We start from the raw sequence: 19,878 nt of genomic DNA on the forward strand, positions 1-19,878 counted from the left end.
CGCCGCTGAGACGACGATGTCCGGATCAACCGGGCGACCGAGTACGGCGGAGTGGTGTTGTGGACTCGAAGACGCAGGATGCGCGCAGAGTCGATCGAGTGTCAGACCTCGGAAGTAACGGGGCGCTGCGCGACGATCTGTCGATATGCGCCGTGATGGCTGTCGGCGACGTGGTCTATCGCTGGACAATCGGCGATGACCGGCTCGACTGGGGTTCGCAGGCCGGACTTCTTTTTGGCATTGCCGATCTCCCGTCGATTGCAAACCATCGTGATTTCGTGGCGCGGATCGTCATGGACGGGCCGAGCCGCTACGAACGTATCTGCCTTGCGCGAGAGAGCGAGCCTGGCCAAGGGGTACCTTACGAACTCGAGTATCAGTTCCGCGACGATTTCGGCGGGTTGCGCTGGATAGAGGATCGCGGCCGATGGTATCGTGGCGCGGACGGGTCACCGGATTATGCAGTTGGCATCATGCGGGCAATCGACGAACGGCACCATCGCGAAGCGCAACTGGTGAAGCTCTCGACCTATGACGAACTGACCGGTCTGCTCAATCGCGTCCGTTTGAAGGAAGCGCTGGGCGAGGCGCTGGTTGCTGCACAACGTGGACGGCAGAACGCGGCCTTCCTGCTGTTTGCCGTCGACAATCTTGCCCTCATCAACGATGCGTTCGGTTTCGATGTCGCCGACGAAGTGATCGTCTGTGTCGGCGAACGTCTTTCGCGCATGGCGCGCCGCGGCGATTCCCTCGGCCGGTATGCCGGCAACAAGTTCGGTCTGGTCCTCAACAATTGCGGCGAGGAACGCCTAAACGATGTCTGCGCGAGGCTGCTCGCCGAAGTGCGCGATGAAGTCGTTGTGACGACGCGGGGACCCGTTGCGGTCACAGTTTCTGCCGGATCGATCGCACTTCCGGGTCACGCGTCGAGTGTCGATCAGGCACTTGCGCGGGCCGAGGAGGCGCTGGTATCGGCCAAGCAGAAGTTGCGCAACTCGCATGCGATCTACACGCCGTCACGCGAGCGCGACAAGACACGTCTGCGCAACATCAATGTCGCCGACGAGCTGATCACGGCTCTCAACGATCGGCGTATTCGCATTGCCTACCAGCCGATTGTCGATGCCCATAGCGGCGTACCGGCCATGCATGAGTGTCTCGTGCGCATGGAGCGGCCCGACGGGACGATTGTTCCAGCGGGGCATTTCGTTCCGGTGGCCGAGAAGCTGGGTCTGATCGGGCTCCTCGACTACCGTGTCATGGAGCTTGCCGTCGAGACCCTGTGCGATCGGGCCGACGTCAACCTGTCGCTCAATATTTCGGGCCGTACAATCGGAGACCGGCTGTGGCGCGATACGCTCGCCTCGCATCTCCATGCAGATACGAGCCTTGCCGAGCGGTTGACCATCGAAATCACCGAAACGGTAGCCATCCATGAGATCGAGGAACTGACAGACTTTGTTGCGGGATTCCGGGATCTCGGTTGCCAGATTGCCATCGACGATTTTGGTGCGGGCTATACGTCGTTCCGCAATCTCAAGACGCTCGATGTCGACCTGGTCAAGATCGACGGTTCCTTCGTGATTGATCTGGTCAACAATCCCGACAATCAGTTCTTTGTCAGGACGCTTGTGGATCTTGCCCACAATTTCAACCTGCCGACGGTGGCGGAGTGGGTCAGCAATGCCGAGGAAGTCGCGATGCTGCGCGATTTCGGTGTCGAATATCTGCAGGGCTTCTATCTGGGCGAACCGATCCTGTCGCTGCCAGCCCGGCTGGCGTCGTCGGGGGTTATTTCTTCGAAAGGGCTTCGAGCTGCGCCTGCATGAGGGCGATCTGGCGTTTCAACTCTTCGAGGTCGTTTTCCCTGCCACCGTCTTTTTCGGCCGACTTTTCCGATTTTGAGGGGGCCTTTGCCTCGCGTTCCGCGCTGCCGCGGCCGAACGGCGAGAACATCTTCATCGCATTGTCGAATACTTCGAGATTCTGGCGAATCTGATCCTCGAACTGACCCAGTCTCTCCCGGCCGCCCAGTGCACCGACAAGCCGATTACGCAGCTTCTCCTGTTCCCTGGAAAAGCTGTTCATGCTCATTTCCAGATAGGACGGGATATAACTCTGCAGGCTGTCACCATAGAACCGGATCAGCTGTCGAAGGAAGTTGATCGGCAACAGGTTCTGCCCCTTGCCCTCTTCCTCGAAAATGATCTGAGTCAGCACCGAGCGGGTAATATCTTCGCCCGTCTTGGCGTCGCGGACGACGAACTCCTTGCTTTGCTTGACCATCTCGCAGAGATGCTCCAGCGTCACATAGCTCGATGTCGCCGTATTGTAGAGGCGCCGGTTGGCGTATTTCTTGATGACGATGACGTCATCGTCCGTGGATGAAGTCTTTTTGGCCACGGTTTCCACTCTCTTGCTTATGTGTTGTTGCGCCGGAGCTGTTTTTATCCCGGACAGCCGCCGCAAGGCGCCGCCGAGGCCCCTGACCCCCTGTCTTTTAGTATTGTGACGCGGTATTGTTGCGCTGCGCAAGCCCCGCATTGCGATGCACAGAATTCGACGATCCCGTTGTCGCCGGCGAACATGCCTGCCGCCGGTCCGGGTTCGAGGCCTATCTTTTGTCCAGCAGAGGTTGAGGGAGCCAACAATGAGCAAATCCGGTACTGAGGTGGTGATTGTCGGCGCGGCCCGCACGCCGGTTGGCGCCTTTAACGGCTCGTTGTCCGCTCTGCCGGCCCACGAACTCGGCCGGATCGCCGTGTCGGCAGCGATCGAACGCGCCGGCATCGACAGGGCAGAGGTTTCCGAGGTCATTCTGGGCCAGATTTTGCAGGCCGGGCAGGGGCAGAACCCGGCCCGTCAGGCCGCCATCAATGCGGGCCTGCCCGTGGAGGTGCCGGCATGGAGCGTCAACCAGCTCTGCGGCTCGGGTCTGCGCGCGGTGGCGCTTGGCTTTCAGGCGATCATCAATGGCGACAGCGAGATCGTTGTGGCCGGTGGGCAGGAAAGCATGAGTCAGGCGCAGCACTCGGCCTATCTGCGCGCCGGGCAGAAAATGGGTGCGCTCGACTTTGCAGACACGATGATCAAGGACGGGCTCTGGGACGCCTTCAACGGCTACCACATGGGGCAAACCGCCGAGAATGTCGCCGCGCGGTGGCAGATCACGCGCGAGGAACAGGATGCCTTTGCCGTCGCTTCGCAGAACAAGGCCGAAGCGGCGCAGAAGGCCGGTAGATTCAAGGACGAGATTGCGCCCGTCACCATCAAGGGCCGCAAGGGCGACACGGTGGTCGATACCGACGAATATATCAAATCCGGCGTCACGCTCGAGGGTATCAAGGGATTGAAGCCGGCCTTTCAGAAAGAGGGCGGTTCCGTCACGGCAGCCAATGCTTCGGGCATCAATGACGGCGCCGCCGCGGTGGTGCTGATGAGCGCTGCGCGCGCGCAGAAAGAGGGCCGCAAGGTGCTGGGGCGGATCGTTTCCTGGGCACAGGCAGGCGTCGACCCATCTGTGATGGGTACCGGGCCGATCCCGGCATCGCGTGCCGCATTGAAGCAGGCCGGCTGGTCGCCCGATGATCTCGACCTGATCGAGGCCAACGAGGCATTTGCCGCGCAGGCACTCGCCGTCAACAAGGATCTCGGCTGGGACGTCTCCAAGGTCAACGTCAATGGCGGCGCGATTGCCATCGGTCATCCGATCGGTGCTTCGGGTGCGCGGGTGCTCGTGACGTTGCTGCACGAAATGGAGAAGCGGGACGCGAAGAAGGGGCTCGCGACGCTGTGTATCGGCGGCGGCATGGGTATTGCCATGTGCATTGCGCGCGACTGATGGATCAAGCCATTTCTGCCTGCGATGTGATCTGATTTGACGATTGGGAATCGACATGACGAAGAAAGTTGCACTGGTTACCGGCGGCACGCGTGGTATCGGCCATGCCATTTCATTGGCACTCAAGGCGGCCGGTTACGAGGTTGCCGCCAACTATGCTGGCAATGACCAGGCGGCTGCCGCCTTCACAAAAGATACGGGTATCAAGGCCTTCAAATGGAATGTCGGCGATTATGACGCTTGCGTGAAGGGCATTGCCGAAGTCGAAGCGGCGCTCGGTCCTGTCGACGTGCTGGTCAACAATGCCGGCATCACGCGTGACGGGATGCTGCACAAGATGACGCCCGCACAGTGGCGCGAAGTCATGAGCGTCGATCTCGATTCGATGTTCAACATGTGCCAACCCCTCATCAACGGCATGCGTGAGCGCGGCTTCGGGCGCATCATCAATATCTCGTCGATCAATGGTCAGAAAGGTCAGATGGGGCAGACCAACTACTCGGCCGCGAAAGCTGGTGTCATCGGGTTCACCAAGGCGCTGGCGCAGGAGGTGGCGCGGAAGGGTGTCACGGTCAACTGCATTGCGCCGGGCTATATCGACACGGACATGGTCGCCGCTGTGCCGGAAAAAGTGCTCGATGGTATCATCGCCACCATTCCTGTCGGGCGTCTCGGCAAGGCGGAGGAAATCGCGCATTGCGTGACGTTTCTGGCAGATGAAAAGGCCAGCTTTGTTACCGGTGCCACGATCACAGCCAACGGCGCCCAATTCATCGCCGGATAGGCATGGCAGCCCGGGTTGCCGCGGCCTGTCAGCTTTCCTGCGCCTTGGCCGCGATCTGCGCGTCATACTCTTCATCGCGGCCCGGCCGGCCCGGCGTTGGATAGACCCATGCGTCGACTGGCCCGACATCGACATGCGCATAGGGCGTCTTTGTGGGGTAGAAGCCGGCGCCACCGCGGCCGAGTTTTTTTGCCACGCGGTAGACCTCTTCCGGGTCATGAAAATCCTGCGTGATGTCCACGGCCATCCCGCGCATGTGAAAACTTCCCGGGTCGACGCCGTTTCCGCGTGCGTCAAGCCAGGCGTTCGTCCGCTCCGTACGATATCCCGACATCGTGAAGATGGGGTTTTTCGAGCGGGTATGGCTGTCGATTTCCCAGAGGAGATCAAGCAGACGTGGGTCGGTCGGAGCCGACTTGTTCTCGCGCAGGTCGCGCAGGAACCAGTCGACGCGCCTGATCGCTTCCGGAAGATAGTCACCGTCGGCCCAGTAGACGATGTCGAGCTTCTCGCCGGAGTTCAGGCTCTGCATCCTCAGCGCCCGCTTGTGCGGCGCGTCGGCGCGCAGCAGCGAGGGGGCGGCGAGCAGGACACCTGCGCCTGCGGAAAGCGCGAGGGCTGTCCGGCGCGTTATCCGTTGCGCTGTCGGTCGTTTCATCATCGGAAAACCCTAGCGAAGGAAGGAATCGGGCTCAAGCGAAGGTTCTGTGGTCATGTCCGCCTGCTGCGTGCCGGCGACAGACGGAGGGGCCGCGGCTGTCAGGAGAGCGTCCGGTACCGAGGCGGCGCGCGCAAGGCTCCCGGTCTCTGCTGCGAGCTGGACGAAGCTGTAGCCTTGTTCGCGCATCGTGACGATGAACGCCGACAGCATGTCTGCCGTGCGCGGCTTGGTGTCGTGCAGGATCAGGATGCCGCGTCCGACCGAGGCGATGTTGCGTATGGCGCGGCGCCGCACCTCCACTGAACCGATCGGTTTCCAATCGTCGGCACCGAACTCGCAGGAGAATGTGGCGACGTGGCGTTCGCCCAGCCAGTGGATGAGCGCCGGGCTGTCATTGAGGCCGGGAAAACGAAAGAATGGTGCCAGACGGTCGCGATCCTGGGCCGGCGCATCTGCAAGCGCTGCCTCTACGGCCTCGAACCCACGACGAATCTCTCGTTTCGCCTGTGCTGCCGAAAGTTGACGAAGGCTGTTGGGGTGTAGCCATGTGTGGGTGCCGATGATGTGTCCGCGTGCCGCCACTTCGCGCACGATTTCTGGGTGCTTGTCCGCATAATAGCCGACCATGAAAAAAGTGGCCTTGATGCAATGACGATCGAGAATGTCGAGGATGCGTATCGTGTTGTCGGGATGCGGGCCGTCATCGAAGGTCAGGGCGACTTCCCTCGGGCCGAGCGGCACGGTCTGCGGATACTGCATCGTGCCGAAAGCGGGCCCGTTCTCGGTCGGTACCGTCACAACGCGGGTTGCCGCCGCGTAGGCCGGATCGGTTGGGCAGGTGCCTTGGGCCGCCGCTGTGCCGGGTGCCGTCAGCAACAGCGTCAGCGTCGCCACCACCGCTATCGATATGCGTTTCATGCCCCCGCCCCGGTTCGCCGGCCCCGAGCGAATTCTAGCCCAGGCTGGGGGATGGGCCAGCGCAAACGGGCCACAGGTCCGGCAAAAGCGGCAGTCAGCGGCCCGCCACCCAGTCGGGCGGCGCCATCTCGAAACCCGAGAATTCGAAGCCGGGGGCAACGGTGCAACCGACCAGCGTGAAGGCACCCAGTGGCTCTGCGGCCTGCCAATGGCCCTGCGGAACGACCAGTTGCGGTCTCTGACCCCTGGCGAGATCGGGGCCGAGGGTCAGCGTCTCCGGTGCCCGTCCGTCTTCGCTGATCGAAAGCGACAGGGCCCCGCCCGCGTACCAGTGCCAGACCTCCGCCGCATCGACACGATGCCAATGCGACCGCTGTCCCGACTTCAGAAGATAGTAAATAGCCGTCGAATGTGCGCGGCGATCGTCCGCCGCATCGCGGAAGGTTTCGGTGAAATACCCGCCTTCGGGATGGGGCTCGAGTTTCAGTAGCGCGATGATCTCGTCCGCCGTCAGCGCTGCGCCGGTGTGGTCCATTTCAGAAGCTGTCCTTGCGCCGGCGTGTTTCAGCGAACACATCGACGTCCGATGCGTCCCTCATTCCGATCGTTGAACGCAGATCGGGGCTTGCTGCGCGCAGAAAGGGGTTGGTGGCCTTTTCGAGTCCGATGGTGGTTGGCACCGTCCATTCGCCGCGTGCACGCTTCTCGTCGATTTCTCTGGCGCGCGCGACGAGCGCCGCGTTCCGAGGTTCAACGCTGAGTGCAAAGCGCGCGTTCGACTGGGTGTATTCGTGGGCACAATAGACGATGGTGTCATCGGGCAGAAGCATCAGTTTGTTGAGCGATGTCCACATCTGTTGCGGCGTCCCCTCGAACAATCTCCCGCATCCGAGCGCGAAGAGCGTATCACCGACAAAGGCGATCCTGTCGTCGGCAAAGCTGTAGGCGATATGACCGCGCGTGTGTCCGGGTACCTCGATAACGCGTGCCCGGGCGTTGCCCAATTCGACGATGTCGCCGTCGCCCACGGCGCGGTCGATCCCGGGAATGAGGTCCCTTTCGCCTCTTGGACCTATGACGACACAGCCCGTCGCCTCTTTCAGGGCGGCGTTGCCGCCGGCATGATCGAAGTGATGATGCGTGTTGAGGATATGCGTCAGCGACCAACCCCTGTCGGCAAGTGCCCGTAGAATAGGCTCGACCTCGGGGGTATCGATTGTTGCCGTGGCGCCGCTGGAGGGCTCATGCACAAGATAGCCGTAATTGTCGCTCAGGCACGGGAACTGGTGAATTTGAAGCCCGGTCATTTTGCCTCTCTCATTTCCGTTTCGGCCGCGCCTGCGGGCAATTTCCGTTCTCACGTGACAATATTGCCGTTGTCGACCGATTGTGCTCCTAGCCTAGTGCGACCAGGCTCCAACGTGAACCCGTCGTCACCAGTAACGGGGATCTGATAGGCTTAGCCTCATGCCAATGGATGTGATCGACCTTCGAAATTTTTACGGGCAGCCGCTCGGCCAGGTTGCCCAGCGCCATATCGGCCGCCGCATCGAGGCCATATGGCCCGAATTGCGTGGCCTGAATGTGATGGGTTTCGGATTTGCAACGCCCTATCTGGGTGTGATCGGCGGCAATGCGCAGCGCGTGGTCGGCCTGATGCCGGCCCGTCAGGGCGTGCTGCACTGGCCGTCCGAGGGCAAATCCTTGACCGGTCTGGTCGATGAGAGGGAATTGCCGCTTGAAGATGAAAGCATGGATCGCGTTCTGGTGGTTCATGGACTTGAGGCCAGCGAAGCGATGCGGGTGATGTTGAGGCAAATCTGGCGTGTGCTGGCGCCTGGCGGGCGCCTGCTGATCGTCGTGCCGAACCGGCGTGGCTTGTGGGCACGGCGCGAAGCGACGCCGTTCGGCCACGGACAGCCATTTTCGCGTGGGCAACTGACGCAACTTCTGCGCGAGTCGATGTTCAGTCCGTCCACCTGGGAGGTCGCGCTGTTTGTTCCGCCTTTCGACTGGCGGCCGCTGCTGCGCTCCGCGGGGGCCTGGGAGCGTGCCGGACATATGCTCTGGTCCCGCTTTTCAGGCGTCATTCTGGTAGAGGCGACAAAACAGATCTATGCGGCGACGCCCTTGCCGGTGGCACAAAAAGTTGCCCAGCGCGTTCGGGCGCTTGCGCCGCTTCCGGCGCCTGCGCGATCGACCAGTTCTTTTGACAATCGCTAGAGCGCGCGGGCGTCGTGCCGGGAGAGCAGAAAAACGGCGTCTCCGGCCAGCAGGTTGGCAATAACGCCGGGGCGCGACAATCGGCGCACCGTCTTTCCCGTTACGATGACCGAATCCTCGATCTTCAGGCCCAGATCGTCGCAGAGCTTCGTGAAGTCGAGTAGCGTGCAAAGATGGATATTGGGTGTGTCATACCAGAAGTAGCCCAGGGAAGGCGTTTCGGGCATGCGGCCGCTGAGAAGTAGCTGCAGACGCACGCGCCAATGGCCGAAGTTCGGGAATGACACGATGACATGTCGTCCGATGCGCTTCATCGCATGCAGGACTTCCCGAGGATTGCGTGTTGCCTGAATGGTCTGGCTCAGAATGACGTAGTCGAATGCGTCGTCCGGATAGTCGGCAAGGTCAGTATCGGCGTCGCCCTGTACCACGGACAGACCCCGAGCCACGCAGGCGTTGACACCTTCCTGGCTCAGTTCCACGCCGCGTCCGTCGACATTCTTCTTGCTTGAAAGAAGTTCAAGCAACTCGCCGTCGCCGCAACCGACATCGAGCACGCGACTTCCGGGCGCAATCATCTGGGCGATGAGATCAAGGTCGACGCGGCCCGTCGAATAGCCGTTGCCATGGTTCATTGCGCGAGCCCTCGCGTTCGAGCGGCGCTGTCGATGAAACCACGCAGCGTTGCAAACATTTCAGGCTCGTCGAGCAGGAAAGCATCATGACCCTTGTCGGTCCTGATTTCGACAAAGCTTACATTGGCTGCGACAGCGTTGAGGGCGTGAACGATCTGTCTGTTGTCCGAAGTCGGGAACAGCCAGTCGCTGGTGAACGAGACGACACAGAAACGCGCTCTGGTGCCCCGGAATGCATTGGCGAGAACGCCGCCGAAATCGTCGGCAAGATCGAAATAATCCATCGCACGCGTGATGTAGAGATAGGAGTTGGCATCGAAGCGGTCGACGAAAGTCGAGCCCTGATGGCGCAGATAGGATTCGATCTGGAAATCAGCGTCGAAACCATAGGTGATGCTGTCGCGATCCTGCAGATTGCGGCCGAATTTGCGATGCAAAGCGGTCTCCGAAAGATAGGTGATATGCGCCGCCATGCGCGCGACGGCGAGCCCCTTGGCCGGGCTCGTGCCTTCAATCAGATAGGCACCCTGCTTCCATTCGGGGTCAGCCATGATCGCCTGGCGGCCGACTTCGTGGAACGCAATGTTCTGGGCCGAGTGGCGGGCGGCCGTGGCGATCGGGATGGCCGAAAAGACACGATCGGGATAGGCAGCCGCCCATTGCAGCACCTGCATGCCGCCCATCGAGCCGCCAATGACGCAGAAAAGGTCGCGAATGCCGAGCCGATCCAGCAGCGTCGCCTGGGCACGCACCATGTCGCCGATGGTGATCACCGGGAAATTGAGCCCGTAAGGCCGGCCGGTCGCCGGATCGATATCGCGCGGACCCGTCGTGCCCATGCAGCCGCCAATGACATTGGGGCAGACGACAAAAAACCGATCGGTGTCGATGGGCAGGCCCGGTCCCACCATGTGGGGCCACCAGCCCGCCTTGCCGGTGACCGGATGGGTGCTGGCTGCATACTGGTCGCCCGTCAATGCATGGCAGATCAGCACGACATTCGATTTGTCGGCATTCAGCGTGCCATAGGTCTCGTAGGCAATGGTGAACGGGCTGAGGCTGACGCCGGAATCGAGCGCAAGCGGTTCGTCGGCGCCGAAGGTTACCGTGGCGCTCTGCGCCGCGACCCTGCCACCGCCGTAGTCCGGACGCTGCCCGTCCCCAGCACTGTCGATCGTGTTCATCGCGCCTCTGCGCCGTCTTTTGCCCCTGAGTGGTTCTCTGGACCCCTCTGGGCGAGGGTGCATAGCTAGAGATGCACCCCCCAAAATGTCAATGTTTTCTTTGATTTTAGCGGGTTTGGCCCGTATGAATACCGCTCTTGCGGGTCGGGGGAAAGGGGCCCCGCCGCGAGGGGCTTCCCCGCCGAGAGACGCGCATGACGATCGAGACGACCAGCCCTGAGAAAGCGCTTGCCGATGTCCGCAAGGAGATCGACGCAATCGACGATGCCGTTCACGACCTGCTGATGAAGCGGACGGAGCTTGTCGTCGAGGTCGCGGAAGCCAAGGCGCGCGAGGCCAGCGCGGCCGGCGAGGGCAGTTTCATCGCCTTCCGGCCCGGCCGCGAGGCGGAGGTTCTGCGACGGTTGGCGGCGCGGCATCGGGGTGATCTGCCTTTGCGTGTCGTCTTCCGGCTGTGGCGCGAGATCATTGCGGCCATGACACGTATACAAGGACCTTTCCGGGTCGAGGTGTTCGGCGGCGGGGACGACTATGCGCTCGGATACTGGGATCTGGCGCGAAGCTATTACGGCTCATCGACCCCGATGGAGCTGCATGGAACTGCGCGCGACATGTTGCGGCGGCTCGGCCATGATCGGTCGGCGGTCGGCATCCTGCCGGAGCCCGGCAGTCATGCGGGCGGTGACTGGTGGGTGTCACTTGCCATCAACGATCAGCTCGGATTGCGTGTTGTGGCGCGGTTGCCGTTCGTCGAAGTCGGACGAGACGACGACCAGATGCGCGCCTATGTGGTGACGCAGGCCGATTTCGAAGAAACCGGCGACGATACGAGCCTTCTGGTGCTTCTGACCACGGAGAACGTCAGCGAAGGACGCGCCGTGGCGCTGGCGAAAGCCGCGGGTTTCGACAGCATGCGGGTTGACCATGCACAGATGGCTGACGGTTCGGCAACTTATGCGAGTCTTCTTGCGGTGCAGGGATTTGTCGGTACGGACGATCCGCGGCTTGCCGCGCTTTCAGATGATGCGGTTGCGGCGGCACGTGTGATTGGCGGCTATGCCAATCCGCTGCATCGCGAGACTGACGGCGGGTAGGATCATGACACGCCCGACGCCGCAGCCCGGCATTCTCGACATCGAACCGTATGTTGGTGGTCGCGCCAGCGCGACCGGTGCCGGCAAGATTTTCAAGTTGTCCGCGAACGAGACACCGCTCGGCCCGAGTCCCCGCGCGCGCGAGGCCTTTCTTGCCGCTGCCGAAAGCATGGCACTTTATCCGGATGGCGGCGCAGACGAATTGCGCGGGGCGATCGCTTCGCGATACGGACTCAACGCAGAGCGCATCGTCTGCGGCGCAGGTTCCGACGAACTGTTGCACCTCCTTGCGCAAGCCTATCTGGGTGAAGGCGACCAGGCGATCGCGACGGAGCACGGGTTTCTCGTCTATCCGATCGTCACCAAGGCGGCCGGTGCGACCTGCATCCAGGTGAAAGAGCGGAATCTGCGCACCGATGTCGATGCGATCCTTGCTGCAGTCACGCCGCGCACCCGGATCGTGTTCATCGCCAATCCCAACAATCCGACCGGCAGCTATCTGCCGTCCGACGAGGTGCGCCGCCTTCATGCCGGACTGCGCCCCGACATTCTGCTGGTGCTTGATGCGGCCTATAGCGAATATGTCAGCCGCAACGATTATGAAGCCGGGATCGAACTTGTTGCCACGTTCGAAAATGTCGTGATGACGCGGACTTTTTCGAAGATCTATGGGCTTGCGGCGCTTCGGCTCGGCTGGATGTATGCCCCGGCGCATGTTGCCGATGTCATTAACCGCATCCGCGGTCCGTTCAATGTGTCGATCCCGGCGTTGAAGGCCGGCGTCGCCGCGATGCGCGACACCGGCCATGTCGATGACGCGCGTGCGCATAACGACAGGTGGCTCGCCTGGTTGGCGGAAGAAATCGGCAAGCTCGATCTTGTCGTTGCGCCGAGTGTTGCAAATTTTCTGTTGATCGGCTTCCCCGACGAGCCGGGCCGCCGTGCCGGCGATGCTGACATCTTTCTGATGCGGCGCGGCCTGATCCTGCGCCAGATGACATCCTACGGGTTGCCGAACCACCTGCGTCTCTCCGTGGGCACCGAGGAGGCTAACCGGCTGGTTGTTGCCGCGCTTGCCGAATTCATGAGCCGCAAGGGAGGCGCAGCATGAGCGGCGCCGAACCCCATTTCGGGCGCGTGGCGCTGATCGGCCTCGGCCTGATCGGCGGTTCGCTCGGCCATGCGATGAAGCGTCGAGGCCTCGCCGGTCATATCGCGGGCCATGCGCGGTCGGCGGCGACGCGCGCGCGGGCGCTGGAGCTCGGATTCATCGACAGCGCGCATGAGACTGCCGCCGCGTCGGCAAAGGACGCCGATCTTGTCGTCATCTGCACGCCGGTCGGTGCGCTTTCGGCGGTTGCCGCCGAGATCGAACCGGCGCTCAAGAAAGGCGCCATCGTCACCGATGTCGGCTCGGTCAAGGTCGCGGTCGTGCGCGATGTCGGCCCGCATATTCCGGACGGTATCCACTTCATTCCCGGTCATCCGATCGCGGGCACGGAAGAGTCCGGGCCTGACGCCGGCTTCGCCGAGTTGTTCGATGGCCGCTGGTGCATTCTGACACCGGTTCCCGGAACCGATGCCGGGGCGCTTGAAAAACTGAGCGCATTCTGGACGGCCTGCGGCTCGAATGTCGACATCATGGAGCCACGACATCACGATCTGGTCCTCGCGATCGTGAGCCATCTGCCCCATATCATTGCCTACAACATCGTCGGAACGGCAAGCGATCTCGAAACGGTGACGCAATCCGAGGTCATCAAGTATTCGGCGTCCGGTTTCCGGGACTTCACGCGACTGGCGGCCTCCGATCCGACGATGTGGCGCGATGTCTGCCTCAACAACCGGGAACCGATTCTCGAGATGTTGGCGCGCTTCTCCGAGGATCTGACCGCTCTGCAGCGGGCGATCCGCTGGGGCGACGGCGACGTGCTGTTCGACCTCTTCACGCGCACCCGCGCCATCCGCCGTTCGATCATCGATGCGGGACAGGATTCTCCGATGCCGAATTTCGGCCGCAATCCGACGCATACGAAGCCCGACGGCACGGCCGATCAGTAGAGCGGCGAGAGGTCTGCGACAGCCAGCGGACCGAGATAGAGCCGGCCTTCGTTCATGCTGACCGGCACGCGCACGCGCCCCGGCTCACTTCCCTGAAGCTGCGAGACCAGCACGAGACCAGCCAATGCGACGCGTGCGTCACGCTCGCGCACCAGACCTTCGCGTACCATTGCCTCGAGCAGGCCTTCGAAATCGGCGATCTCGGTATCGAAGCGTCCTTGTGGACGATTCTCTTCATCGAGCGCCATTTCGCCGCTCGCCGTCATGTCGAGCGGTCCCCATTGAACGATCAGATCGGAGACGGCCAGGGTGCCGCCGACGGCGCGCCACTGCTCAAACAGTTCGACGGCGCTCATGCGTTCCACGGGCGGCAGGTTGCGCGCCCGCGCCTGTATCATGATCCGCGCAATATCGGGGCCGAGTGCGCGAATGCTCCGGGTCAGACCCAGCGTGACGACGTCGGCCTGCAAGGCGATATCGAGATCGGGCGTGCCGGTGGGGGCTGGTCGCATATGAAGCTGCAACCGGCCCGCGTCGAGCGTCTCGACGCTGCCCGGATTGCCTCTTTCGTGGCGCGCCTCGACGTTCTCGACGTCTACGGCAAGGCGGCCGAACGACGCGCCGGGCACCTCGACATAGCTGGCCCATGCGCCCTTCATTGTGGCGAACATTGCATTCTCGATCCGGGGTGCCGACGGGTCGCGATAGCGCAATTCCTGCGTGCCCCTCAGATTGACGATGAGGTGGCGCAGATTGTGCGGGAGCAACGCAATTTCGGCCGCCTCTCCCTTCCATGACCAGGCTTCCGGCGTTGTCGGCGCGCTGGCGGTGGGGGACGAAAAACGCGCTTCGATCCGGTAGGGAAAGCCGCCCAGCGAAAGTTCCTGCCAGCCGACGACGAGGCCATGCCCGGGATTCGTCGCGAAAATCTCCAATGCGCCGCGCACCTCGCGCGAGACGGCCGTCCAGTAGACGGCATAAAGCGCAACAAGCACAGCGATGGCGATCGTCGGCGCATATATGTGCCAGCGGCGGGGGCGGGGCGGCCCCATGTCGGTTGTCGGTTCTGTCATCTTGCTTCTAGAGTGTGGCTGCGCGAGGGAGTGCCGCCAGCATGCAGGATTTGTGGGTCTTTGGATACGGGTCGCTGATGTGGCGGCCAGGTTTCGAGCATGAAGAGCGGTATCCGGCGTTGCTCAGGGGGTATCATCGGTCCTTCTGCGTCTACAGTCATGTTCATCGCGGGACGCCCGAAAAGCCCGGCCTCGTCTTCGGGCTCGACGCGGGCGGTGCCTGTCGCGGCGTGGCGTTCCGCGTTGACGCCGCGCGGGCCGAAGAAACGCGGCGCTATCTGCAGGCCCGTGAACAGGTGACTCTGGTCTACAAGGATGTCGTCAAGCCGGTCGAGCTGATCGGCAAGACCCGCAAGGTCGCGGCGCTCTGCTTTGTCGTCGACCGTAGCCATGGACAATATGCCGGGCAGCTGCCGTTCGAGGAACAGGTGCGACTGATCGCCGAGGGCGAGGGGCGCTCCGGCCGCAATCCGGACTATCTCGAAAGCACGGTGCGCCATCTCGACGAGGCCGGAGCGCCTGACGAGAATCTCAGCCGGCTCTGGCACGCCGTAGCGCAGCGTCTGCATCGATCTGCGGCGTCCCGGTGAAGCGGGCAAGCTCCCTCAGGGCGCGGCGGATGCCGGCTTCGCGTGTCTTCGTCAGCTTGACACCGGGCTCGCTCCAGAAACCCTTCATTTCCAGTCTTCCCTCGGCGCGGTGCGCCTTCACGTCGGCGCGGCCGATGAACCGGTCGCCCTCAAGCAACGGCAGCACATAATAGCCGTAGCGGCGTTTCTTCTCCGGCACGAAGACCTCGATGCGATAGTCGAAACCGAAGAGGCGCAGCGCCCGCGCGCGGTCGCGGATCGCCGGATCGAAAGGCGAGAGGAAGCGCATCGCCGCCTGCGGTTCCGGCGCCGCGGCGATATGCGCCTCGATGTCGGCCAGCGCGAGCGCCTTGCGCCGCTCGCCGGTCATGTCGTCGATGCTCACTTCGATAACGTCGCCGCGCTTCAGCGCTTTGGCGGCCCACACCTTTGCGTGCTCTATCGGGACCAGCTTCCAGAAGGCGGCAATTTCCTGCGGTGTTGCGAAGCCGAGGCGGGCCAGAGCCTCCCGGCAGAGAAAGTCGGTCGATGCCGCAAGGCTCGGGCGTTCGCGCCGTACATCGTCCGGGATCACGCGTTCGGCGAGATCATAGACTTTCTCGAAGCCGTCGCGGCGGGCGATGGCGAGTTCGCCGGTGCGCCACAATGTTTCGAGCGCGGTCTTGGACGGGCCCCAGCCCCACCAGGAACCCTTGCCCTTGTCCTCGAAGTCGCGCGCCATGACAGGCCCCTCGCGGCGGATGCGGGTGCGGACATTGCGGATCGTCTTTTCGCCGTCGGGGCCGATACGCTCCTGCCAGCGCGGATTCTCCTCGATCCGCTTCTTCGCCGCCGCGAAGCGATGCCGCCAATGCGGGTAGAATTCCATCGGGATCAGCGAAGCATCATGAGTCCAATGCTCGAAGAGGTCGCGGCGCTCGTGATGAAGATCGGCCAGATGCTCGCGGCGGTATCCCGGTGCACGCGAATAGAGGATCAGGTGATGGGCGCGCTCGACGGTGTTGATCGAATCGAGCTGCACGAAGCCCAGATGCTTGACCAGGGCCAGCGTGCGGTCGGCGCAGAAGTCGGGTGATGCCGCCGCGCTCAACGCGTGGCGCTCGAGGAAGAGGCGCCGGGCCTCGGCGTTGGAAACGGGAAGAGGTGCCGCCATCAGATATGCGAAAGGCCGGGCATCTCGCGCGGCTCATAGACGAATTCGAGTTTCAGCCCATCGGGATCGGCGAACATCACCGCATAGTAGCCATCGCCATATTCGGGATAGTCGGCCGGCGGATCGAGAACGGTCGCGCCGATATCGATCAGCAGCGCATGCAGCCGGTCGACGTCGTGGCGGCTCTCGGCGATCCAGGCGATGTGATGCAGGCCCGGCGAATAGCGGTCGTGGAGGTGGTCGGCGTTCGGCCCCTCGGCCTTGAAGATGCCGACACTTGGCAGGCGGTCGGACGCACCCGTGTGTTCCCAGTCGAAGCCGCGTTCGTCCTCGCGCAAGCGGCGATAGCCCATATAGCCAAGCACGGCGTCGTAGAACCAGGCCGAGGCCCAGGGGTCTTGCACCGTCAGATCGATATGATGGATGAAGCCGCGCACTGACACAGGTATCTCAACTGCATTTCGAAAAGCCGCAGGCGGTGCAGGTTTCGCAGCCTTCCTGCTGCACCATGCCGCGTTCGCCGCAGCGCGGGCAGCCCTTGAGGCGTGTCACCGTCGGATCGCCGCCTTCGCCCGGCGGGCGCTCGCCGGCGACCGCGCGCAGGGCTTCGGTCACCGGGCGGCCGTCCTTTGCGGCGATGAAGCCGGTGTCGATCATGTGCTGTTCGATCACCTCGCCGATGGCGGCCAAGAGGCTCGGCACATAGCGGCCCTTCATCCATGAGCCGCCGCGCGGATCGAACACGGCCTTCAATTCCTCGACCACGAAAGTCACGTCGCCGCCACGGCGGAAGACGGCCGAGATCATGCGCGTCAGCGCCACCGTCCAGGCGTAGTGCTCCATGTTCTTCGAGTTGATGAAAATCTCGAAGGGGCGCCGCCTACCGTCCTGCATGATATCGTTGATGGTGATGTAGATCGCGTGGTCGCTTTCGGGCCATTGCAGCTTGTAGGTGAAGCCCGGCAGCACCGTCTCGCGCTCCAGCGGCTTCGACATGTAGACGACGCCATCCTTCTCGTAGATTTCATGCGTGGCGGGCGCGGCCAGCGGCAATGCCGGCTGCGCGGTTTCTTCCGCGGCAGGCTTCGGCGCCTCGTCGATCGACAGGACCGAGCCGCGCACCTCGCTCGGGCGATAGGTCGTGCAGCCTTTCAGGCCCTTCTCATAGGCGGTGGTGTAGATGTCCTTGAACGCATCGAAGGAAATATCGGCCGGCACGTTGATCGTCTTCGAGATCGAGCTGTCGACATAATCCTGCGCGGCGGCCTGCACGGCGATGTGATCGGCCGGCGCAAGTTCCTGCGCGTTGACGAAATAGTCCGGCAGTGCCGCTTCGGCGCCGAAAATCTCATGGAACTTCTCGACCGCGTGGTCCTGCACGCGTTCCTCGCGCCGCGTGCCGTCGGGCAGCAGCACCTTGCGCGTGTAGCTGTAGGCGAAAACGGGTTCGATGCCCGACGAGACGTTGCCGGCGAAAAGTGAAATCGTGCCGGTCGGCGCGATCGAGGTGACCAGCGCGTTCCGGATACCGTGTTTCGCGACGGCGTCGCGCACATCCTTGTCGAGTGCCGAAACGGTCTCGCCGGCGAGATAGGCGTCGGCGACGAAAAGCGGGAAGGGCCCCTTTTCCTTTGCGATGTCGACCGAGGCAAGATAAGCGGCGCGTGAGAGGGCTTTCATCCAGGCACGCATCAGTTTCAGCGACGCCTCCGAGCCGTAGCGCGCGCGGCACATGATCAACGCGTCGGCCAGGCCCGTCACGCCGAGGCCGATGCGGCGCTTGGCCTGTGCCTCGTGACGCTGTTCGGGCAGCGGAAAGCGCGAGACGTCGATCACATTGTCCATCGCCCGCACCGCGACCTGGACGAGATCGGCAAGCTCGGTTTCGTCGATATGCGCCGCGTCGCTGAAAGGCTCCTTCACGAGCGCAGCAAGATTGATCGAGCCGAGCAGACAGGCGCCATAGGGTGGCAGCGGCTGCTCGCCGCAGGGGTTGGTCGCGCGGATCGTCTCGGCGTAATAGAGATTGTTGCGCGCATTGATACGGTCGATGAAGATCACGCCCGGCTCGGCATAGGCAAAGGTCGCGGCGATGATCTTGTCCCAGAGTGCGCGCGCCTTCAGCGTCTTGTAGACGGTGCCGCCGAAGACGAGGTTCCAGTCGGCATCCACCTTCACCGCCGCCATGAAGGCGTCGCTGACCAGCACCGAGAGATTGAACATGGTCAGTCGGCCGGGGGCCTGCTTTGCCTCGATGAAGGCCTCGATGTCGGGATGGTCGCAACGCATCGTCGCCATCATCGCGCCGCGCCGCGAACCGGCCGACATGATGGTGCGGCACATCGCGTCCCAGACATCCATGAAGGAGAGGGGGCCTGACGCATCCGCGCCAACGCCCTTAACCGGCGCGCCTTTCGGGCGCAGCGTCGAGAAATCGTAGCCGATGCCGCCGCCCTGCTGCATGGTCAGCGCGGCTTCCTTCAGATTCTCGAAAATGCCGGCCATGGTGTCGGGGATTTCGCCCATCACGAAGCAGTTGAAGAGCGTCACGTCGCGGCCCGTGCCGGCGCCGGCCAGAATGCGGCCGGCCGGCAGGAAGCGGAACCCCGCCAGCGCGTCGCGAAAGCGGGCGGTCCAGGCATCGCGTGCCTCCGGCGCCTCGGCGGCGGCCAGCGCGCGGGCGACGCGGGTCCATGTGTCCTCGACCGTCTGGTCGAGCGGCGTTCCGTCCCCGGCGCGGAGGCGGTATTTCATGTCCCAGATCTGTTCGGCAATGCTCTTCATGGGGGCAGCCTAGGCGCGGCTCGGGCGCAAATCAATGTTCTTGCTTTGTCCTGAGTAATCCACAGATCAGCATGGCAGAAGATATTGAAAAACCGGATAAATTCCGGTTTTCCCCGGTTTCAGGCGTGCAGCTATGCGCCTTTTTCCACAGCCCCGGTCCGAGGCGCCGCCTCGGCGGCAAGGCGGGCGGCGGCCTGTTCGATGCGGCCTTCCAGCGTTGTCATGAAGCTCTTGCGATCGAGACCGGCCGGGATCGGCTCGAGGAACTCGATGACGATGGTGCCGGGATGTCGAAGAAATCCCCGGCGGCCCCAGAAGAGGCCGGAATTGACCGCGGCCGGGATACAGGGCACGTCGAGTTGCCGGTAGAGCGCGGCGACGCCGGGCTTGTAGTCGAGCTTGCTCCCCGGTGCGCTGCGCGTGCCTTCAGGGAAAATCACGATCGGGCGTCTTTCGGCCAGCGCTGCCTTGCCCTGGGCGATCAGGCGGCGAATCGCCTGCGAGCCGGCGCCGCGATCGATGGCAATCATGCGCGCTTTCTGCGCGTACCAGCCGTAAAAGGGAATCCAGAGCAGCTCGCGCTTCAGCACCATGGCCGGACAGTCGAGGATGGCGGTCATCGCGATCGTGTCCCACATCGACTGATGCTTGGAAGCGACCAGGACGGCGCCCTCGGGCAGCTTTCCCCGTATCTCGTAACTTGTGCCGGCCAGAAGACGCAGCAGGTGGAGCGTCGTGCGCGACCACCACCGGATCGCCGCACGCGTGCAGCGTCGCGGCAGCATGAAGGCCGGCGTCGCGCCGATCACGGCGACAACCGACATTGCGTAGAATGTGACATTGAAGGCGGCGGAACGGAGCCAGAGCACGGGCGGAA

Annotated in this window: 20 protein-coding genes; 8 read left to right on the forward strand and 12 right to left on the reverse strand. The window is 62.9% G+C overall.

Features of this window, described 5'->3' with window-relative positions:
- The first annotated feature begins 98 nt into the window (after positions 1–98).
- Positions 99–1,829, forward strand: coding sequence for a bifunctional diguanylate cyclase/phosphodiesterase (locus AAC071_RS03285; RefSeq protein ID WP_339829983.1), 1,731 nt, complete (start codon positions 99–101; stop codon positions 1,827–1,829).
- On the opposite strand, the gene phaR is transcribed toward AAC071_RS03285, so the two are convergent.
- Positions 1,792–2,403: a polyhydroxyalkanoate synthesis repressor PhaR gene (gene phaR / locus AAC071_RS03290; RefSeq protein WP_339830333.1), complete on the reverse strand. Its 612-nt coding sequence runs from the start codon at positions 2,401–2,403 to the stop codon at positions 1,792–1,794. The genes AAC071_RS03285 and phaR overlap by 38 nt on opposite strands.
- 247 nt (positions 2,404–2,650) lie before the next feature.
- Here phaR and AAC071_RS03295 point away from each other — a divergent pair, with 247 nt between their 5' ends.
- A complete protein-coding gene (locus tag AAC071_RS03295; RefSeq protein WP_339829986.1) occupies positions 2,651–3,841 on the forward strand; it encodes an acetyl-CoA C-acetyltransferase in 1,191 nt (396 codons plus the stop codon).
- 55 nt (positions 3,842–3,896) lie between these two features.
- On the forward strand, positions 3,897–4,625 hold the full coding sequence (gene phbB, locus AAC071_RS03300; protein ID WP_339829988.1) for an acetoacetyl-CoA reductase: 729 nt from the start codon (positions 3,897–3,899) through the stop codon (positions 4,623–4,625).
- A gap of 28 nt (positions 4,626–4,653) precedes the next feature.
- On the opposite strand, the gene AAC071_RS03305 is transcribed toward phbB, so the two are convergent.
- From AAC071_RS03305 to gloB, 4 genes are all read right to left on the reverse strand, one after another.
- Positions 4,654–5,283 carry a DUF882 domain-containing protein gene (locus tag AAC071_RS03305; protein ID WP_339829990.1) on the reverse strand — a complete coding sequence of 210 codons (630 nt, stop codon included), beginning with the start codon at positions 5,281–5,283 and terminating at the stop codon, positions 4,654–4,656.
- Positions 5,284–5,295: 12 nt separating this feature from the next.
- Entirely contained in the window at positions 5,296–6,204 is a 909-nt protein-coding gene (locus tag AAC071_RS03310; protein WP_339829992.1) for a polysaccharide deacetylase family protein, read from the reverse strand.
- A 94-nt stretch (positions 6,205–6,298) separates the two neighbouring features.
- On the reverse strand, positions 6,299–6,718 hold the full coding sequence (locus AAC071_RS03315) for a cupin domain-containing protein (protein WP_339830336.1): 420 nt from the start codon (positions 6,716–6,718) through the stop codon (positions 6,299–6,301).
- A gap of 22 nt (positions 6,719–6,740) precedes the next feature.
- A complete protein-coding gene (gene gloB, locus AAC071_RS03320; RefSeq protein ID WP_339829994.1) occupies positions 6,741–7,511 on the reverse strand; it encodes a hydroxyacylglutathione hydrolase in 771 nt (256 codons plus the stop codon).
- 160 nt (positions 7,512–7,671) lie between these two features.
- On the opposite strand from gloB, the gene AAC071_RS03325 reads away from it, so the two are divergent.
- On the forward strand, positions 7,672–8,427 hold the full coding sequence (locus AAC071_RS03325; RefSeq protein WP_339829996.1) for a methyltransferase domain-containing protein: 756 nt from the start codon (positions 7,672–7,674) through the stop codon (positions 8,425–8,427).
- On the opposite strand, the gene metW is transcribed toward AAC071_RS03325, so the two are convergent.
- Positions 8,424–9,062 (reverse strand): methionine biosynthesis protein MetW, encoded by a 639-nt coding sequence (metW, locus tag AAC071_RS03330; RefSeq protein ID WP_339829998.1) that lies wholly within the window; start codon positions 9,060–9,062, stop codon positions 8,424–8,426. The genes AAC071_RS03325 and metW overlap by 4 nt on opposite strands.
- On the reverse strand, positions 9,059–10,246 hold the full coding sequence (locus AAC071_RS03335; protein ID WP_339830000.1) for a homoserine O-acetyltransferase: 1,188 nt from the start codon (positions 10,244–10,246) through the stop codon (positions 9,059–9,061). Before AAC071_RS03335 ends, metW begins: the two co-directional genes overlap by 4 nt.
- Positions 10,247–10,440: 194 nt before the next feature.
- Here AAC071_RS03335 and AAC071_RS03340 point away from each other — a divergent pair, with 194 nt between their 5' ends.
- The 3 genes from AAC071_RS03340 to AAC071_RS03350 are packed head-to-tail and all read left to right on the forward strand — an operon-like array spanning position 10,441 to position 13,401.
- A complete protein-coding gene (locus AAC071_RS03340) occupies positions 10,441–11,340 on the forward strand; it encodes a chorismate mutase (protein WP_339830002.1) in 900 nt (299 codons plus the stop codon).
- Between the two features lie 4 nt (positions 11,341–11,344).
- Complete coding sequence (gene hisC, locus AAC071_RS03345) at positions 11,345–12,451, forward strand: histidinol-phosphate transaminase (protein WP_339830004.1); 1,107 nt, start codon at positions 11,345–11,347, stop codon at positions 12,449–12,451.
- Complete coding sequence (locus AAC071_RS03350; protein WP_339830006.1) at positions 12,448–13,401, forward strand: prephenate/arogenate dehydrogenase family protein; 954 nt, start codon at positions 12,448–12,450, stop codon at positions 13,399–13,401. The genes hisC and AAC071_RS03350 overlap by 4 nt, the downstream gene beginning before the upstream one ends.
- Here AAC071_RS03350 and AAC071_RS03355 read toward each other — a convergent pair.
- Positions 13,395–14,474: a DUF2125 domain-containing protein gene (locus AAC071_RS03355; protein WP_339830008.1), complete on the reverse strand. Its 1,080-nt coding sequence runs from the start codon at positions 14,472–14,474 to the stop codon at positions 13,395–13,397. The genes AAC071_RS03350 and AAC071_RS03355 overlap by 7 nt on opposite strands.
- Before the next feature lie 41 nt (positions 14,475–14,515).
- Between AAC071_RS03355 and AAC071_RS03360 the strand changes: the two genes are divergently transcribed.
- Positions 14,516–15,064, forward strand: a complete 549-nt coding sequence (locus AAC071_RS03360; protein ID WP_339830010.1) for a gamma-glutamylcyclotransferase — start codon at positions 14,516–14,518, stop codon at positions 15,062–15,064.
- Here AAC071_RS03360 and AAC071_RS03365 read toward each other — a convergent pair.
- The 4 genes from AAC071_RS03365 to AAC071_RS03380 all read right to left on the reverse strand — a co-directional run bounded on the left by AAC071_RS03365 (position 15,006) and on the right by AAC071_RS03380 (position 19,870).
- Positions 15,006–16,217: a crosslink repair DNA glycosylase YcaQ family protein gene (locus AAC071_RS03365; RefSeq protein ID WP_339830012.1), complete on the reverse strand. Its 1,212-nt coding sequence runs from the start codon at positions 16,215–16,217 to the stop codon at positions 15,006–15,008. The two genes, AAC071_RS03360 and AAC071_RS03365, sit on opposite strands and share 59 nt — an antisense overlap.
- Positions 16,217–16,654, reverse strand: a complete 438-nt coding sequence (locus AAC071_RS03370; protein ID WP_339830014.1) for a VOC family protein — start codon at positions 16,652–16,654, stop codon at positions 16,217–16,219. The genes AAC071_RS03365 and AAC071_RS03370 overlap by 1 nt, the downstream gene beginning before the upstream one ends.
- A gap of 13 nt (positions 16,655–16,667) precedes the next feature.
- Positions 16,668–19,001 carry an adenosylcobalamin-dependent ribonucleoside-diphosphate reductase gene (locus tag AAC071_RS03375; protein WP_339830016.1) on the reverse strand — a complete coding sequence of 778 codons (2,334 nt, stop codon included), beginning with the start codon at positions 18,999–19,001 and terminating at the stop codon, positions 16,668–16,670.
- Positions 19,002–19,132: 131 nt separating this feature from the next.
- Positions 19,133–19,870 (reverse strand): lysophospholipid acyltransferase family protein, encoded by a 738-nt coding sequence (locus tag AAC071_RS03380; protein ID WP_339830018.1) that lies wholly within the window; start codon positions 19,868–19,870, stop codon positions 19,133–19,135.
- Between the last annotated feature and the right edge of the window lie 8 nt (positions 19,871–19,878).

This window comes from uncultured Parvibaculum sp. (genome assembly GCF_963975745.1).
Lineage (GTDB): Bacteria > Pseudomonadota > Alphaproteobacteria > Parvibaculales > Parvibaculaceae > Parvibaculum.

Coding starts and splice junctions, on each gene's coding strand:
- AAC071_RS03365 (WP_339830012.1), bottom strand. CDS start 16,217: ATGGCGGCACCTCTTCCCGTTTCCAACGCCGAGGCCCGGCGCCTCTTC.
- AAC071_RS03360 (WP_339830010.1), top strand. CDS start 14,516: ATGCAGGATTTGTGGGTCTTTGGATACGGGTCGCTGATGTGGCGGCCA.
- AAC071_RS03350 (WP_339830006.1), top strand. CDS start 12,448: ATGAGCGGCGCCGAACCCCATTTCGGGCGCGTGGCGCTGATCGGCCTC.
- AAC071_RS03310 (WP_339829992.1), bottom strand. CDS start 6,204: ATGAAACGCATATCGATAGCGGTGGTGGCGACGCTGACGCTGTTGCTG.
- gloB (WP_339829994.1), bottom strand. CDS start 7,511: ATGACCGGGCTTCAAATTCACCAGTTCCCGTGCCTGAGCGACAATTAC.
- AAC071_RS03295 (WP_339829986.1), top strand. CDS start 2,651: ATGAGCAAATCCGGTACTGAGGTGGTGATTGTCGGCGCGGCCCGCACG.
- AAC071_RS03375 (WP_339830016.1), bottom strand. CDS start 19,001: ATGAAGAGCATTGCCGAACAGATCTGGGACATGAAATACCGCCTCCGC.
- hisC (WP_339830004.1), top strand. CDS start 11,345: ATGACACGCCCGACGCCGCAGCCCGGCATTCTCGACATCGAACCGTAT.
- AAC071_RS03305 (WP_339829990.1), bottom strand. CDS start 5,283: ATGAAACGACCGACAGCGCAACGGATAACGCGCCGGACAGCCCTCGCG.
- phbB (WP_339829988.1), top strand. CDS start 3,897: ATGACGAAGAAAGTTGCACTGGTTACCGGCGGCACGCGTGGTATCGGC.
- AAC071_RS03325 (WP_339829996.1), top strand. CDS start 7,672: ATGCCAATGGATGTGATCGACCTTCGAAATTTTTACGGGCAGCCGCTC.
- AAC071_RS03355 (WP_339830008.1), bottom strand. CDS start 14,474: ATGACAGAACCGACAACCGACATGGGGCCGCCCCGCCCCCGCCGCTGG.
- AAC071_RS03340 (WP_339830002.1), top strand. CDS start 10,441: ATGACGATCGAGACGACCAGCCCTGAGAAAGCGCTTGCCGATGTCCGC.
- metW (WP_339829998.1), bottom strand. CDS start 9,062: ATGAACCATGGCAACGGCTATTCGACGGGCCGCGTCGACCTTGATCTC.
- AAC071_RS03335 (WP_339830000.1), bottom strand. CDS start 10,246: ATGAACACGATCGACAGTGCTGGGGACGGGCAGCGTCCGGACTACGGC.